This is a genomic window from Sinobacterium caligoides, assembly GCF_003752585.1.
In the GTDB taxonomy this organism is placed as follows: domain Bacteria; phylum Pseudomonadota; class Gammaproteobacteria; order Pseudomonadales; family Sinobacteriaceae; genus Sinobacterium; species Sinobacterium caligoides.
The window spans coordinates 68,917-83,247 of record NZ_RKHR01000007.1 but is presented as its reverse complement, the minus strand read 5'-3'; the positions used below and the strand labels follow the sequence as shown (position 1 = coordinate 83,247).

Here is a 14,331-nt window from a genome sequence, read left to right as displayed (position 1 = left end):
CTATAGTCGTTGCTGGATTCTAACGTTTAATCTGTGAGGCAGCCGAGTAGTTGTGACTCAAGGCTGTCGTGCAGCCCCGTGTCGATGATTTCAACACGGCTTTCCAGGCAGTCGTCCAGTTCCACTTCTGTTAGCGCGTCGGCGGTGAGGTTATAGGCAAAGATGCCCATGTCGGTGATAAACACCGCCTTCATCCTCTCTACACGCAGGCCGCTTAACAGGGTAAATAGCGTGTCGTAATGAAAGGTCTTGCCGGCGTCGAAGCGCCAGCCGACACTGTTAAATCCCTCACCCTCGTTCATCGCCTTGATAAAGCCACGTTCAGGCATCGCAGCCTCCGAGGCCAGCGGCTTGTCGCTTTGTGGGTGATGGTGGTGGTGTGCTTTGAATAGCTCGGTAGCGGTGGCGCCCTGTAGCTGCGATGGCGCTATTTCTCCGTGCTGTGAAAATATAACTTTAGCATGAGGCTGGCCGTGCGCTTGCACGTAGGCGCTCAAGCGCGCACGATCATCCTCGCTGTAGAGATCCAGCTTATTGCCGACGACCGTATCGGCCACCGATATTTGCTGATTAAAAGTTTCGTGGGTGGTGTAGCGGGTGTCAGTCAGCTTACGCGCATCGACTAAGGTCAGCGTCTTCTGTAGTGACAGTACCGTGCGATAATGCTCGGCTGCCAGTACCTGTAACACCTCCTTCGGATGGCCCAGCCCGGTTGGCTCAATCAGCAGGCGGTCGGGCTTGGCGCGCGACAACAGCTGATTGAGGGCAATTTGCATCGGTAATCCGGCGGCGCAGCACATGCAGCCACCGGCGACCTCGCGGATAAACACACCCTGTGTCTCGGCGTGCTGACCGCTAAATAGGCTGCCGTCGACGCCAATCTCGCCGAACTCGTTGACCAGTATGGCCCAGCGTTCGTCGGCAGGTTTGTGACTGAGCAGGTGCAAGATAGCCGACGTCTTTCCAACCCCCAAAAAACCCGTGATGATGTTAGTGGGAACGGCGTTGATCGGTCCTTGCTCTGTGCTCATGGTGGTATCTCTTGGTTACTTATTTTGCTTATTTTATAGCAATTGTGTTGTCTTGTGGCGTCAGGTGATTGGCGCCCTGCTGATTTTTGGTGACCCAGACCGCATGGATCTTGTGAATACCGGGGAAGGGCTTAAACAGGCCGACGGTGATCGCAGAGAGGCTGCTCATATCGTCACAGCTGTAGCGGTAATGTGCAGTAATCTCGCTGTGGTTACCGTGCTCATGACCGTGTTTGTGTTCATGGTCATGTTCATCTTTGTGAGCGTGTTCGCTGTCATGATCGTGCTCATCATGGTGGGCGTGTTCGTTGTCGTGATCGTGCTCATCTTTGTGAGCGTGTTCGCTCTCATGGTCATGATCAGCCTTGTGGTCATGCTCGTCGTTGCCGCTCATCGCGCCAGAGATATCGATCGAGTGACTGCTCAGGTGGCACTGACCACCGTTGAAGCCAAAGATCGCTTGGCTGTTATCGAGCACAGAGGTTGCCCGTTTGATGGCGGCAATATCGTCTTGCGTGCTTGCCTTGTGCTCGAAGCCCACCAGGTTCATCGCCGGCGAGTGCATTTCGATTTCGAGGGCCTTGCCCTCAATCGCGATGGCGAGCTCAGAGACGCCATGCACATGGGGGCCGAGGCTGGTGCCGTGGGCGTGCTCGTCACTCGCCTGTACCGCGAGGCTGGCGAGAGCAATGTTGCATGTGACGATAGCCGATAACACTTTTTTCATAGTTCAAACTCTTGTTTAACAATAGGGTGTGTTGGTTAGATTAAATCGGTTAGATTAAATCGGTTAGATTAAATCGGTTAGATTAAATCGGTTAGATTAAATCGGTTAGATTAAAAATAGATGTTTATTCTCACATAAACGCATTTTCTTAGTAGGTGACGAAATCAAGGCTAAGAAACAGGCGGCGCTCGCCCGGCGATAAGGAGGGGGAACGATGCACCAGTCCAGCACCTGCGTTGCCTGGCCACAGCTCGCCTTTAAGTAGTGCTACATCGCCTTGCTGTAGACGTTGAATGTTATCCGCGCGGCGATAAATGCCGGATTCGGCATCTGCTTTGCCTCGGCTGCCAAGGCCTAGCTTGCTGCGGTCGACGCTGTCCTCGGCCAGCCACTCGGTGGCGACGCCCTGGTAGGTTGTCACCAGTCGGCAGGGCACGTGGTCGACGTGGAAGCGCGGACACATCGCCCGGTCGATGGCGGTTAGGCGCAGCCCTGCGCGTTCGATGTCAAATAGGCAGCAGAACATATCGACGAGCTGTGCCATGTCGGCGGCGAGGGGGGCGCTAGCGCTGGTGGCGCCAAGGGCGGTGTGAATGCTGGCGTAGGCGTCCTGTGGCGTCACTGTTAGCGCCGTTAGTAATGAGTTGTTGTTGGTCAGCGTGTGCTCAACGGCAGCGCTGAGTGCGTCGGCAAGTTGGCGTTGCCAGACGACGATATTGCTATCGTCGCGGAAGATGTCAGTAAGTATCTCCGGGTGATTACCGGTGATCGCGTGTTGGTTTATGAGTGTGTTTATATTGCGCTCGTGGGCGGTGGCTATTGCGCTCATAGACTTATCCTCCAGGCAGGGGGCGTGACTCAGTACCGAACGCGCATCGGCATGAAGATAACCGTTGGTCACTGTAATCGGTGGTTGTTGAACCATACTGAGGCTACCCCTGTGTATTATTGTGTACTCATCAAGTAACAACGATATGTTATAATATAACATATCTATTTGGTAGCTGTTTGTCGCATGCTAGGGCAGTTGCAGTTGCAGTTGCAGTTGCATAGGCGTGGAGGTGGTTTGTTGGCTGGCTTAAGCGAAAACTTCACTGCCGGATTGCCTTATCTGTCTCACTTCTTATTAAAGAAATGACGTAAAGAAAAAATATGCCATTTATTTTTGCTGTGTTTTATCTTTTTATATTTATTCTTTAATCGGGTTGATTACAGATTTTAAGTCTTTATTGTTTATCGTATTAGGCTATTTTAACCGACCTACTCTGTTAATAAGGCGATAAGCATAGAATTGTTTTTTATGTGAATTTTATATGACAACGACGGTTATCGCTTGAGCTCGACGATTTTTTTGCTAGGGTGGTGGAAAATTTTGGTCTAGTCCAGTGAGAAGTTCCCTATGTCAGATAACCCCGCCGCCGATCATATTCAGCCTTTTTGGTTCGCACAAGCCATGAAACGGGAGTCTAACCACTGCCCGAAGGTGCTGACGCAGGATATTGAGGCCGATGTCTGTATCGTTGGCGGTGGTTATACTGGGTTGTGGACGGCGATCACGATCAAACAACAGCAGCCGGAGCTGCGTGTGGTGATCATCGAAAAAGGTCTCTGCGGCAGTGGCGCCTCTGGGCGCAACGGTGGCTGTATGCTGACGTGGTCGACGAAATACACCTCGATGAAAAAGATCTATGGCGAGCAACAGGCCATCCACCTAGTGCAGGCATCTGAGCGTGCCGTCTATGCGCTCGAGCAGTTCTGTCAGGAGCATCAGATCGACGCCGAACTTCGCCGTGACGGCACGCTATATACCGCCACCAATGCCGCCCAGCAGGGCTCGATGGACAAGGTCTTAGCGGAACTGAGCAAACAGGAAATTAATAGCTGGCAGCAGTGGCATAAAGAGCGGGTGCAGCGTGAGGCTGGCTCGTCACAGCACATCGAGGGGTTCTACTCGCCCGCCGCCGGCAGCGTACAGCCTGGCTTGCTGGTTAGGGGGCTAAAGTCTGTGGCGGAGAAGTTGGGGGTTGAGGTCTACGAGCAAACGCCAATGGAGGCGATCGACTATGGTCAGCCGGTGACGATCCGCACGCCACAGGCTACGGTTGCTGCGGGCAAAGTTGTGCTGGCACTCAACGCGTGGATGCTGGAGCAATTCCCGCAGTTTCGACGCAGTATCGTTTTAGTCTCTTCCGATATGGCGATTACTCAGCCGATACCGGGAAAGCTGGCGGCGATGGGGCTTAAAGACGGCAAGGCGGTAGTCGATTCTCGTATCTTTGTGCACTACTATCGCTCTACTCCCGACGGGCGTTTAATGCTGGGCAAGGGCGGTAACTACTTTCCTTTTGCCAATAAGATTACCCGCGCCTTCGATCAGGCGAGCCGCTATATTCCGCTGTTGCGCCGTTCGTTTGATACCTTGTTTCCGTCGTTAAAGGACGAGGCCTTTGCCTGCACCTGGACCGGCGCTTCCGACCGCTCGACGACGGGTTTACCCTTTTTCGGCAAGCTAGCCGAGCAAGATAATATTGTTTACGGTCTGGGTTATTCCGGCAACGGTGTGGCGCAAACCTGGATTGGCGGGCAGATACTGTCATCCCTGGTATTGGAGCAAGACAATGAATGGAGTCGCTGTGCCCTAGTCTCCGGCCCTAAGGGGTCTTTCCCCATCGAACCAGTACGCTGGCTTGGCGTGATGATGGTGCGTAATGCTATACGTCGCAAAGAAAAGGCAGAAGACGCGGGTAAAGGCGTTTTTTGGTGGGACAAGCAGTTGGCGAAATTTGCTAACGCTGCGGCTAAAGCGGATAAATAGCGTCGCAAGAGAGGGGCGACTATTATGATATTGCCCCTCGGTCTTTGCTGTAAATTTTTCGTGCTTGGCATTTGTTAATATTTTTTTGTTAGTGATTATGCTTATTTTGGAATAATGGGTTTTTTGATTTTTTGTCTACCTATCTTTGCGGTTGGCATGGTGTTTTAGTTTTTTCCATAAAAACTAAAAAAGAATGTGATGTGGTACACAAAAGCACGGTTTTTAAGTCTATCGGTGTTGCTTTGGCGCATGATTTGTAAATCCCCCGTCGTGCTAGACTGCGGTGTCTAGAGATATTGGCCATTAAGGGGGCCTTTACTTATGTTGAAATTTATTTTTTCTAAATTATTTGGTAGCAGAAAAGCTGATAGTGTTGAGCAAAACACGCCAGATAATCATCTGCACACGAACCCTGCAAAAGACGTCGTGGTAGAGAAGCATGTTGTGGTGGAGCAAAACGCCGTAGCAGAAGACAGTGCAGCAGTAGCGAAAGACGCTGGCGCTGACGGCTATGTTTTTATTCCGACCTGCCGTTTGGCAAACTCAATTGAGATGTTTGAGCGCGGCGGGGAGATCTATCGTGGTGAGGGTACGCCACCAAATTACGGCGGCTCGAGTGCCGGTGTCTGGCTGCCATTGTCCGAACAGCCGACACCTTTTGATGAAAGAGTGACCTCGTCAGATGCGGGTATGGTCAATCTTGTCGATTATATCGACTATGCCAGCGGCTTAGTGCAGCTGTTTGAGGGCGATGAAGATATTCAGCAAAAGATGCAGGCCGCCCTTAGCTACGCCTCGGTCAACGAAAAACACATGGCTATCGAAAAAGGCATCTTGAGCCACTATAAGGTCACCAGTATCGATTTGGCAATGTGCCGTATACATTCCTGCGTCTCTCTCGAAGAGCGTAAGGAGTACTGTTTCGATAAGCCGGGTAACCTGACACTGGTCGATGGTGTGAACGCGACGATTGCAGCGGCGCTGAGAAAAATCGGCGTGCTGACGGCGAAAGACGTTTTCAGCATGAGCAAGGAAGAACTGCTGAGCGTGAAAGGTGTCGGTAACGTGGTGGTTGAAAAGATACTGGCGGGGCGATTGATCACCAATGAGCCGCATTAAGCCTACGAGGCAGCAAAGGGAGGCGACGATAATACCGCGTTGTTAGATTGTTATTAGAGTGATGCGCTGCCGGCGCGCTTAACGGCCGGCAGTGGTTTACTGCGGTTACTGGCAGCTTTGGTTAACGTAGGCGAGATCGTGCAAGACTTCGGCGGTGTTAAACAGCTTGGTCGCTGTAGCGGTGCTCGGCTCGAGGGTATAGATCGCCCCTGCGCCGCCAGCTCGGGCGCTAGCATAGAGCGTGCCGCTGGCATCGACGGCGAGTCCAGAGGCGCGTTTGAGACCGTGATCACCCAACTTCGTCAGCGCGAGGGTGTCTTTGTCGACAGTGTATAGCGCCGATTTGGTCAACAGGTAGAGCGTGCTGCCATCGAGGGAGTAGGCGATATCACCGTTCTTAAAGTTTTCACCGTCGTAGATAAGCTTACCGAGAACCTTTTTCTTGCCACTCTCTAGGTCGAAGCGATACATCGTGGTTTTGCTGGTCGAGGTGTAGCGCCCCTCACGATCGAAGCTGGCGCGGTAGAGCGGGTAAGAGGTGGCCTCGGCACTGAGGCTCTGCTCGCCACTGAATAGGTCGTAGCGATAGATGTTTGAGGCGCGCGTTTTCTTATCTAGTTGCTCGACATAGACCAGCTGGCCGTCGGCGGCCGCCAAGTTGGTGGCGTTAGTCTCGATACCGGCTAACGGAGTCAGTGTCTCGCTGGCGAGGTCGATAGCAACGATGCGGCTGGCTTCACCGTCGTTCTTGCTCACACCGTATAGGCCGCTGACGCAGCTCTGGCTGGCAGTAACACTAAACTCCCCGGTTTGCTCATCGAAGGCGTAATAGTCGGCACCAAACCAGTCCACCTGCCAGCCGTAATCGTTAAGTTGGCTGCCGGTGAATGTGGAGAGCATCGCGTAGCGTTTGCCCTCCGGGTTCTGTACCAGTGCAAGGTTCAGCGAGCGGTTGATGGTGCGCATCGACAGCGTCGTCTTCGGTGCATCCAAATAGGTGAAGAAAGGCGCTATCTCGGTGACGTCGTCGTTGGTGAAAGGCACCCCGAAACTCAACATCATCGCCTCGCCGGCGGAGTAGTCGTTGCCGTTATAGTGCCAGGCTGACTTGCTGACCCGGTAGTTGGGCTGGCTGGCGACGACGGGCTCAGTAAGTGCCTTCTTGCCAACGATCTCGGTGGCGCTGGTGGTGTTGATGATCAGCTGGCGGTTGCCGTTGTCATCGTAGTGCGGATAGAGGGAGACGCTGGGTTCGCTACTGCCATTGACGATTGGGTGAGTGTAGCGGAGTAACTCTTCACCATCTTTACCGGAGTAGCCAACCAGTTGCACGGTAGCAGCACCATCATTATCAAGGTTTAGCCCGGGGATGGTGGGGAGGAAGCCTGCCCAGTCGACCCAGACGTCGTCTATGCCGTCACCGTTGAGGTCGCCGGCGGGCAGTGAGGTCGCAGCGACAAAGAGCGCCCAGCCCTGTGCTAGGCCAGTATCCCGCTGCCAGAGTACCTTGCGTGTCTCCGATGATAGCGCTGTTAACAGTGTGCTGGTTTGGCCATAGTAGCCGTCGATATTGCTGATGGAGAGGGTGATCAGGTCGTCGACGCCGCCACCGTCGAGGTCACTGGTCAGCTCGGCACGAAAGTGGGTGTCCGATAGCCCGAGGCCGTAGCGACCAGAGTGATAGGGGAGTCCCTGTGGATAAAAGGGCATTTGCAGGTCATTGATCACGGCACCGGTCGAGCCTGAGAGGATGACGTGCAGGCTGAGGCCGTAGTTGACTAATATGTCGTCGGAGCCGTCTGCCGAGCCATCGTAGTTACCGACGTTGGTGAGATTTTTGATGTGCGGGAAGGCGCCGGAGGAGTAATCGATACTATCGCCGAGGTCGCCATCAGGGTTGATGGGGAGCAATAGGGAATGCTGCCAGCCTGCAGCGGGGTTGTTCAGGCAGTTGCTGCCGGTGCTACAGTCGTACATGTTGATCCGGCGGTCGCCGTTAAACGAGATTACCTCGTTGACGATGCCGTCGCCATTGAAATCACCGCTGATCAGTTGGGCGCCGAGGCTGTGATTCTCCTGGTCGGCGTCGCCGACCAGTGTTTGCAGCGGTGTCTTACTGACGGCGGGGATCAACTTACCGGAGATCACGGCGAGGCCACCGGCATTGCTCGCACCGATGCCGTACTCGTGGCCACCGAGCACGAGGTCTTGTACGCCGTCGTCATCGATATCGGCGATGGTTTCTGCCATATAGTAATTACCGTTGACAGCATGTCGGGCGATCTCAGCGAAGCCGTCGGTGGTGAGCGTGTGTACGGCAATGAAGGTAACGTCGGTATTATCGAGGCGAGCCTGTTCAAGGCGGATAAAGTCGTTGCGACCGTCACCATCGAAGTCTGCGCTGGGCTCGATACCGGTCAGTGAGGTGGTGGTAAAATCGGTGAGATTGAGCCGCTCGGCGGTCAGCGCGTATTGATCGGTGAGCCGCTCGATCTGTGGCGGTGCCGCACTAGGCAGGGGGCTGGGATCGGCGTAAGCCGGCAGAACAGATGTTGTGAGCGCGCAGAGTGCACTCCCCGACAGTAGTTTTGAAATTGTCATTATATTTCCTTATATAAATCCAAGTAAAGCAATCGTGGCCCGACAACATAACACGCCCATAATTCTCTTGGTTAGTTGTTATCTGTTTTTAATAAAAAATAAATAATCTCATTTTGTTCACCTTGTGGTGATATTTATTTTCATCTGCCAAGTTGGTTGGCGGTATTTATAGACAGCTATCTTTAGCTTTAGTGCCGCCAATATTTGAAATAAACATGTTTTTATTTTCATTGAATAATATCGGCATGATTGTTTGGTTAGTTGCTTTGTTGTTGGCTGTCTTGTCGAGGATCGTCTTGTCGAGGATAATATTGTCGAGGAGTGTTGCCGGGGAGTATTGCGGAGGTCGGTGTTGATTGGCTGCTCGCGATTGACTGCTCGCGATTGATAGTTGGCTATAAAAAGATAGCGAGAAACTATTTATTTGCGACAGTCGGTGGTGGCGAGGTGTTACTGCTATTTAGCCTGTGTGTTGGCTTATAGCTGTAAGAAAAATCGTCGCACCCCCAAATAGGGATGCCATTGAAGATTGATTAAACGTTATCCCCCATGAACAGATGGGTTGGTAAAAGCTGTGATAGGCCTAGAATGGAGTAATGCTGCAATCACAGCGAATAAAGGGGGCTATAATGCAGGGGATCTATCGGATAAACATCGACTCACGCCGATTTAAGTCTCTGGATTATTCCATCAGAGAGGTTTGCAAGCAGCGGCCAGCTTATCTTGCTAGAAAGGAGGTTATGGACTTTAGCTTTAATAATTTATCGTTTAGCTCCTGGTGGCCAAAGCCTGAGGCCCGGTATACCGGAGGGGGGCCAGGTGCAGAGATTCCCGATGTCAGCCTTTGGTTGGACGGGAGTCTATCGTTGTCGCCAAAGGCTAATCGTTACCTGGGGGAGTTACTGCGTGATTGCGGCGAGTTTCTGCCCGTGACCGTCAACGATGAAGTCTTTTATATCTTTAATTGCCTGCGCTTTGGTGAAGAAGATACGGCGAAGTGTCATCGCAGCGAAGGTTATATTGATACTGTGACAGAATTAGCCTTTGAGGAGAGCGTTAGCGAGCTTGTGCTGTTTAAATCGAAGCTCTGTCGAGGACAAACCCTCTACTGCAACGAAATTTTTAAGCGCGCCGTCGAAAGCCTGGGCTTGACCGGCATTGCTTTTTCTACCGACCTGCTTGTGCCTGAGCTTGGTAGTGCTTTTAGGTCGGAGCCAGCCTATGCCGTACCTACTAATAGGTTGATGGGGTATGTTGAGCGCTCTACTTTAAGGCATTAGGCATTAGGCATTAGGCACACAGGCTTCAGGCTTGACTGTGCATAAAATTATTTGTGTAAAAAAGGGCGGTAACCAGTAGCCCCCTAGGGCAATTGTTCACGATCGAGGGGGAACGTGAGATTTTCTTTGGACCCTAGGGGGACGATGCCGGTCGGATTGCTTGTTGATAATATACGGCCTCTGTTTATCCCATAACGCCGGCACGATCTTAGCCTCATTATTTATAGGCCGTTGAAAAAATTGCACGAGCCGAAATGTCGCCATCAATATCTCCAGAGCTAGGTCAATAGACTCCTGCTAGCAGTTCATAATATTTGGGGCAGGAATATAAATCAATCAACTAGGCTTGTGTTTTTAAAAAATGTTACGTATCCGCGTAGGAAATGATCGTCACCAAAGGCGATATTAATAATTTTCCATTATTCTCATTCGACAAAAACTATCGCCTATTTCGGCGATGCCTGTGTCTCTCTTATAAGTTAGTATATATCGAAGGAATTTATAAAAATTTATAATTAACGGAATAAGATAATGAATATTTTTCAGGGAGTAGGTGCTGTTGCGGTTGCGTTCGGTCTATGCATGAGCGCCCAGGCAGCAGACTGGGTTAACTACACAAGCACAAGCACTCAGGGTTCTGCGCTGCGACAATTGCCCGTCGAAAAAAATATAGACTTAGGCCCTCATTCAACATTAATAGAAAGGCAGCGCATACGACTAAAAAATGGTAAGGAGCTTGTTCGTTCGCAGCAGCTCTATAAGGGCGTGCCTATTCTGGACAGTAATATCGTCCAGCAAAAAAGTGAGTCACGCTCTCTGCACTCGCCAATCGGTCGCCTAGCTAGTAATATTGACGATGATTTAACCTCGGTTACGGCGAAAATATCAGCCAAAAAAGCCTTCAAACGATTGCTCAAAAAAAACAAGCACCGACGATCCAGTAAGATTGAAAACCGCACCACAGAGCTGTTCGATCCTTATCGATAAAGATAATGTCGCTAAACTGGTTTACCAAGTTTCATATTTCCATGCCAGCAAGAAGCCAAGTCGCCCCTTCGCTATCATTGATGCCAATAGCGGAAAAATCATTAAGCAATGGGATGGTCTGGCCCATTCCGACAGTCACGATAGCCACCCTCATGAGTTGTTTGGTACAAGCCAGCTAATTGGCGTCGGCCCCGGTGGCAACGAAAAAACCGGACAGTATATTTATGGTACAGACTTTGGTTATCTCGATGTCACTCAAAGCGGCAATAAATGCACTATGGAAAACGCTAATGTAAAGACCGTCGACTTGAACGGTAACACCAGCGGCTCTAGAGCCTTTTCTTTCACCTGCCCAGAGAATACTGTACGAGCAAAAAATGGTGCTTACTCGCCGCTGAATGATGCACACTACTTCGGTGGTGTTATTTTTGATATGTACAATGACTGGTATGGTACTGCGCCTATCAGCTTTAAGCTGACTATGCGTGTGCACTATTCGAGAGATTATGAAAATGCTTTTTGGGATGGCTCAGCGATGACTTTTGGTGACGGTGGTGAAATGCTTTATCCACTTGTGAGTCTAGATGTTGCCGCCCATGAAATCAGTCACGGTTTTACCGAGCAAAACTCGGGCCTAGTTTATCATGGAAAATCTGGCGCGATTAATGAGTATTTTTTCTGATATGGCAGGAGAGGCCGCTGAATACTTTATGCAGGGTAGCAATGACTGGTTAGTGGGCGGTCAGATCGTCAAGAACGGTATCGCTGCGCGTTATTTTAGGGACCCCAGACAGGATGGTATGTCTATCGCTCACGTCAATGATTATCGAGAGGGGCTCGACGTCCATTATGGTAGTGGCATATTTAACCTCGCCTTCTATAAGCTCGCTAATACTGTTGGTTGGGATACGAAAAAGGCCTTCGAAGTTATGGTTCGGGCTAACCAGTTGTACTGGACGAGCAATACCGACTTTGATGAGGCAGCCTGCGGCGTCAAAAGTGCAGCCCTCGATAGTAAATACAATGCTGATGACGTGGTTGAAGCATTCAGGGCTGTCGGCGTCAATGCCGATTGTAAAGTAGGCTAGCGATACAATATAAAAAAACTATTTGCTTAAATAGTCTTCAGGCACTTCCTTTCTGGACGGTGTCTGTTTGTCAGCTCGCAATAGATAGCGTTATGCGACTTGCGGCTGAAAATTGAGGAGGCAGTGACTAGCCTCCTTTTTTCCTGCGATAAATTGGCTATCGGTTACGGTTATTTTTAATTAACGTAAGTCATCTATCATGTGGTAAATGCCTGTTAAGAAGTCTCGGCCGAGTAGGCTACTGCGCTGGTCAGACCAGCCGACACTATCATCGGGTAATAACTCATTATCTTTAAATGGCATTTCGATGGTGTAAGCCAAGCACTTAAATTGATTGCCCACCCAGTTGGTGCCGACAGTCGCTAGCGCCTTGCCGGGTTCATCTTTATCATAACCGCGCTCATCCTGGAATTCTGGTGTGATAGCGAGCATGATTTTTTTAAATTTATCTTCAAGTGCTTTATGGCGTGCATCGTAATTAACGACGCCTTCACAGCCGGCAACAAAATTGAACGGTAATGCTTCATCGCCATGCACGTCTAAGAACATATCGACACCGGTTGCCAGCATTTTTTCACGGACGAGGAAGACTTCGGGGCTGCGCTCCATGCTAGGCTCTAACCACTCGCGGTTTAAGTTGGCACCACAAGCATTGGTCCGCAAATGGCCACGAACACTACCATCAGGGTTCATATTGGGCACAATATAGAAAACGGCCTTGCTCAATAAGGCACGGCCAACGCCGTCATCGATATCAAGCAGTCGGGCTAATAGTCCCTCGACAAACCATTCGGCCATGGTTTCACCCGGGTGTTGACGAGCGGTAATCCAGATGTTTCTTTTGCCATCACCTTCCTCCCCAAGTTTTAATAGCGTCATATCGCGGCCATCAAGCGTTTGGCCTAACACCTGTAGCTGGCAATCGGGGTGCATTTGGGCGTTATGAATTAAGTCTTGGTGACGTTCGTAGCTATACGGCGCAAAATAGGCGAAGTAGATTGAGTCATATTCAGGGGTGAAGGTGATCGTCAGCTTTTTACCGTCATACTGCGTTGGCACACGAAACCAGTGCTCGCGGTCATATGAAGCAACCGCTTGATAATCAACCCAGCCTTCAACATAGGCCGCCTTACCGGCATTGTTAATATGCATCACATGCTCTAAACGATCGCCATTGGCGGCGAGGTCAGTTTGCAGCTTAAAGTGGAACCACTGATAAAAGTCAGATTGGTTATCTTGTTTGATCTCTAGTTGGATATTGCTAGCGTTAGAGGCATCGATAACACGAATGTTACCGCTGTCGAAATTGTCAGTAATTTGCATAATCATCTTTCCTTCACGGCTTTAGCCAGAATGCGTATGGGGAATAGGGTAATGCGGTGGGGCCATTGCAAGCTGAGCTATATCAATGTCACGTTGAATGACAGTATCTACTTGTTAGATGCCTCCGTTTTTGTGTTGTGCATATTGGCGACATAATCGTTTAGTTATTAGATTGGCCTCTGCTGATGTAGAGCTGCTGACATTGCTTGGTAGGCTTGCTGCGTACCGTTGTAGTGAGGTTTCTTTAGGGCATAAAAAAACCCAAGCAAGGTTGCTTGGGTTTTAGTAGTTGGTGGGACGGCGGGATTTGAACGGGCTTTGTAATACATTGAAAAATATTCCTTTATGGGCGTAATCAGATGATCTTTGGTGCTTGTTATGGTGCATGCTGCGGCGCGGTGTATGCGATGATCATATGTAATAGACGCAATATCGTCCAGTACAGCTTGTCTTCGCTCAACAGCTTTCTCTATCAATAGCGGCGCTGCTATCGTGTTTTGTAAAAGCTATCGACAGTTGTTTCTACCGTTTTTACTATGTAGTCTGGGCGCCAATAAATAGAATAGCCAGATACCTTAAGGATTGAGGAATGTTTGCTAGGGAATTTAAACAAAGGTTAGTCATAGCCTTAGTGCTTTTTGTGTGCTTTCTCTCATCGTTTTCACAAGCACGTACAACAATATTTCAGTATGACGACGCAAACCGCCTTGTTAGTGCTGGCTATGATGACGACAAAAAGCTCGTTTATTATTACGACGCGATGGGCAATCGGTTGATTCATCGAGTTGTCGCTACTGACGAAACAACGGAACCGCCGGCCTCTTTTACCCTTAACATGCAAAATGACAGTGTTATTAGTTATGGTGCAGGGGTTACATTAAATTGGGGGGATGCGAGTACGGCGGAGGCCCCCCTATTTTACGAAGTATATTTTGGCAGTACAGACGACCCTGAGTTATATACTACCGGTGTAACAGAACCCTCACTCTTTATTGCGGCCTTGCCATCCGCCTCCTCATATTATTGGAGGGTGGTTGCGGTGGCTATTGATGGTACAAGAGTCAGTAGTGAAACTGTTCGCATTCTGCCGCTTGATACCGATAGCGACGGCATTCCTGATCATATCGAGGACGGGCTCTGCACTGATAGCACGAAGCTTGACAGTGATGGTGACGGGCTCAGCGATGCAGAAGAAGATATCAATAGTGATGGCTTTCTAGATATTGGCGAAAGCTATGCATGTATCGCTGATAGTGATGGCGACGGCATCTTGGACGGCTGGGAAGTGGTCAATGGCTTGAATCCGTTAGATGGCACGGATGCCCAGGAAGATCACGATGGCGACGGCTTCATCACGCTA

The 14,331-nt window shown here is 50.3% G+C and carries 12 protein-coding genes; 7 read left to right on the top strand and 5 right to left on the bottom strand.

Annotation, left to right across the window (positions count from 1 at the left end; all coding sequences use genetic code 11):
• Positions 1 to 26 precede the first annotated feature (26 nt).
• The 3 genes from EDC56_RS16815 to EDC56_RS16805 form a co-directional block, all read right to left on the bottom strand.
• Positions 27 to 1,031, bottom strand: coding sequence for a CobW family GTP-binding protein (locus tag EDC56_RS16815; protein ID WP_123713746.1), 1,005 nt, complete (start codon positions 1,029 to 1,031; stop codon positions 27 to 29).
• 28 nt (positions 1,032 to 1,059) lie between these two features.
• Entirely contained in the window at positions 1,060 to 1,758 is a 699-nt protein-coding gene (locus tag EDC56_RS16810; protein ID WP_123713745.1) for a DUF2796 domain-containing protein, read from the bottom strand.
• Positions 1,759 to 1,906: 148 nt separating this feature from the next.
• Complete coding sequence (locus tag EDC56_RS16805) at positions 1,907 to 2,683, bottom strand: DUF1826 domain-containing protein (RefSeq protein WP_245980732.1); 777 nt, start codon at positions 2,681 to 2,683, stop codon at positions 1,907 to 1,909.
• A gap of 474 nt (positions 2,684 to 3,157) precedes the next feature.
• On the opposite strand from EDC56_RS16805, the gene EDC56_RS16800 reads away from it, so the two are divergent.
• Positions 3,158 to 4,573 (top strand): FAD-dependent oxidoreductase, encoded by a 1,416-nt coding sequence (locus tag EDC56_RS16800; protein WP_123713744.1) that lies wholly within the window; start codon positions 3,158 to 3,160, stop codon positions 4,571 to 4,573.
• A gap of 321 nt (positions 4,574 to 4,894) precedes the next feature.
• The gene (locus EDC56_RS16795; protein ID WP_123713743.1) at positions 4,895 to 5,692 is read left to right on the top strand and encodes a helix-hairpin-helix domain-containing protein; all 798 of its coding nucleotides are present in this window, start codon (positions 4,895 to 4,897) and stop codon (positions 5,690 to 5,692) included.
• 105 nt (positions 5,693 to 5,797) lie between these two features.
• Here EDC56_RS16795 and EDC56_RS16790 read toward each other — a convergent pair whose 3' ends face one another.
• Positions 5,798 to 8,293 (bottom strand): SMP-30/gluconolactonase/LRE family protein, encoded by a 2,496-nt coding sequence (locus tag EDC56_RS16790; protein WP_123713742.1) that lies wholly within the window; start codon positions 8,291 to 8,293, stop codon positions 5,798 to 5,800.
• 629 nt (positions 8,294 to 8,922) lie between these two features.
• Between EDC56_RS16790 and EDC56_RS16785 the strand changes: the two genes are divergently transcribed.
• From EDC56_RS16785 to EDC56_RS19835, 4 genes are all read left to right on the top strand, one after another.
• Positions 8,923 to 9,573 carry a hypothetical protein gene (locus EDC56_RS16785; protein WP_123713741.1) on the top strand — a complete coding sequence of 217 codons (651 nt, stop codon included), beginning with the start codon at positions 8,923 to 8,925 and terminating at the stop codon, positions 9,571 to 9,573.
• A gap of 531 nt (positions 9,574 to 10,104) precedes the next feature.
• Positions 10,105 to 10,560, top strand: a complete 456-nt coding sequence (locus EDC56_RS19670) for a hypothetical protein (RefSeq protein ID WP_162844226.1) — start codon at positions 10,105 to 10,107, stop codon at positions 10,558 to 10,560.
• Positions 10,520 to 11,242 carry a PepSY domain-containing protein gene (locus tag EDC56_RS19840; protein WP_211333740.1) on the top strand — a complete coding sequence of 241 codons (723 nt, stop codon included), beginning with the start codon at positions 10,520 to 10,522 and terminating at the stop codon, positions 11,240 to 11,242. The genes EDC56_RS19670 and EDC56_RS19840 overlap by 41 nt, the downstream gene beginning before the upstream one ends.
• On the top strand, positions 11,226 to 11,648 hold the full coding sequence (locus EDC56_RS19835; RefSeq protein ID WP_211333739.1) for a M4 family metallopeptidase: 423 nt from the start codon (positions 11,226 to 11,228) through the stop codon (positions 11,646 to 11,648). The genes EDC56_RS19840 and EDC56_RS19835 overlap by 17 nt, the downstream gene beginning before the upstream one ends.
• A 180-nt stretch (positions 11,649 to 11,828) precedes the next feature.
• Here EDC56_RS19835 and EDC56_RS16775 read toward each other — a convergent pair whose 3' ends face one another.
• Positions 11,829 to 12,971 carry a M14 family metallopeptidase gene (locus EDC56_RS16775; protein ID WP_123713845.1) on the bottom strand — a complete coding sequence of 381 codons (1,143 nt, stop codon included), beginning with the start codon at positions 12,969 to 12,971 and terminating at the stop codon, positions 11,829 to 11,831.
• Positions 12,972 to 13,560: 589 nt separating this feature from the next.
• Here EDC56_RS16775 and EDC56_RS19665 point away from each other — a divergent pair.
• Positions 13,561 to 14,331, top strand: a 771-nt coding sequence (locus EDC56_RS19665) for a hypothetical protein (protein WP_162844225.1), incomplete at its 3' end; no start/stop codon positions are given.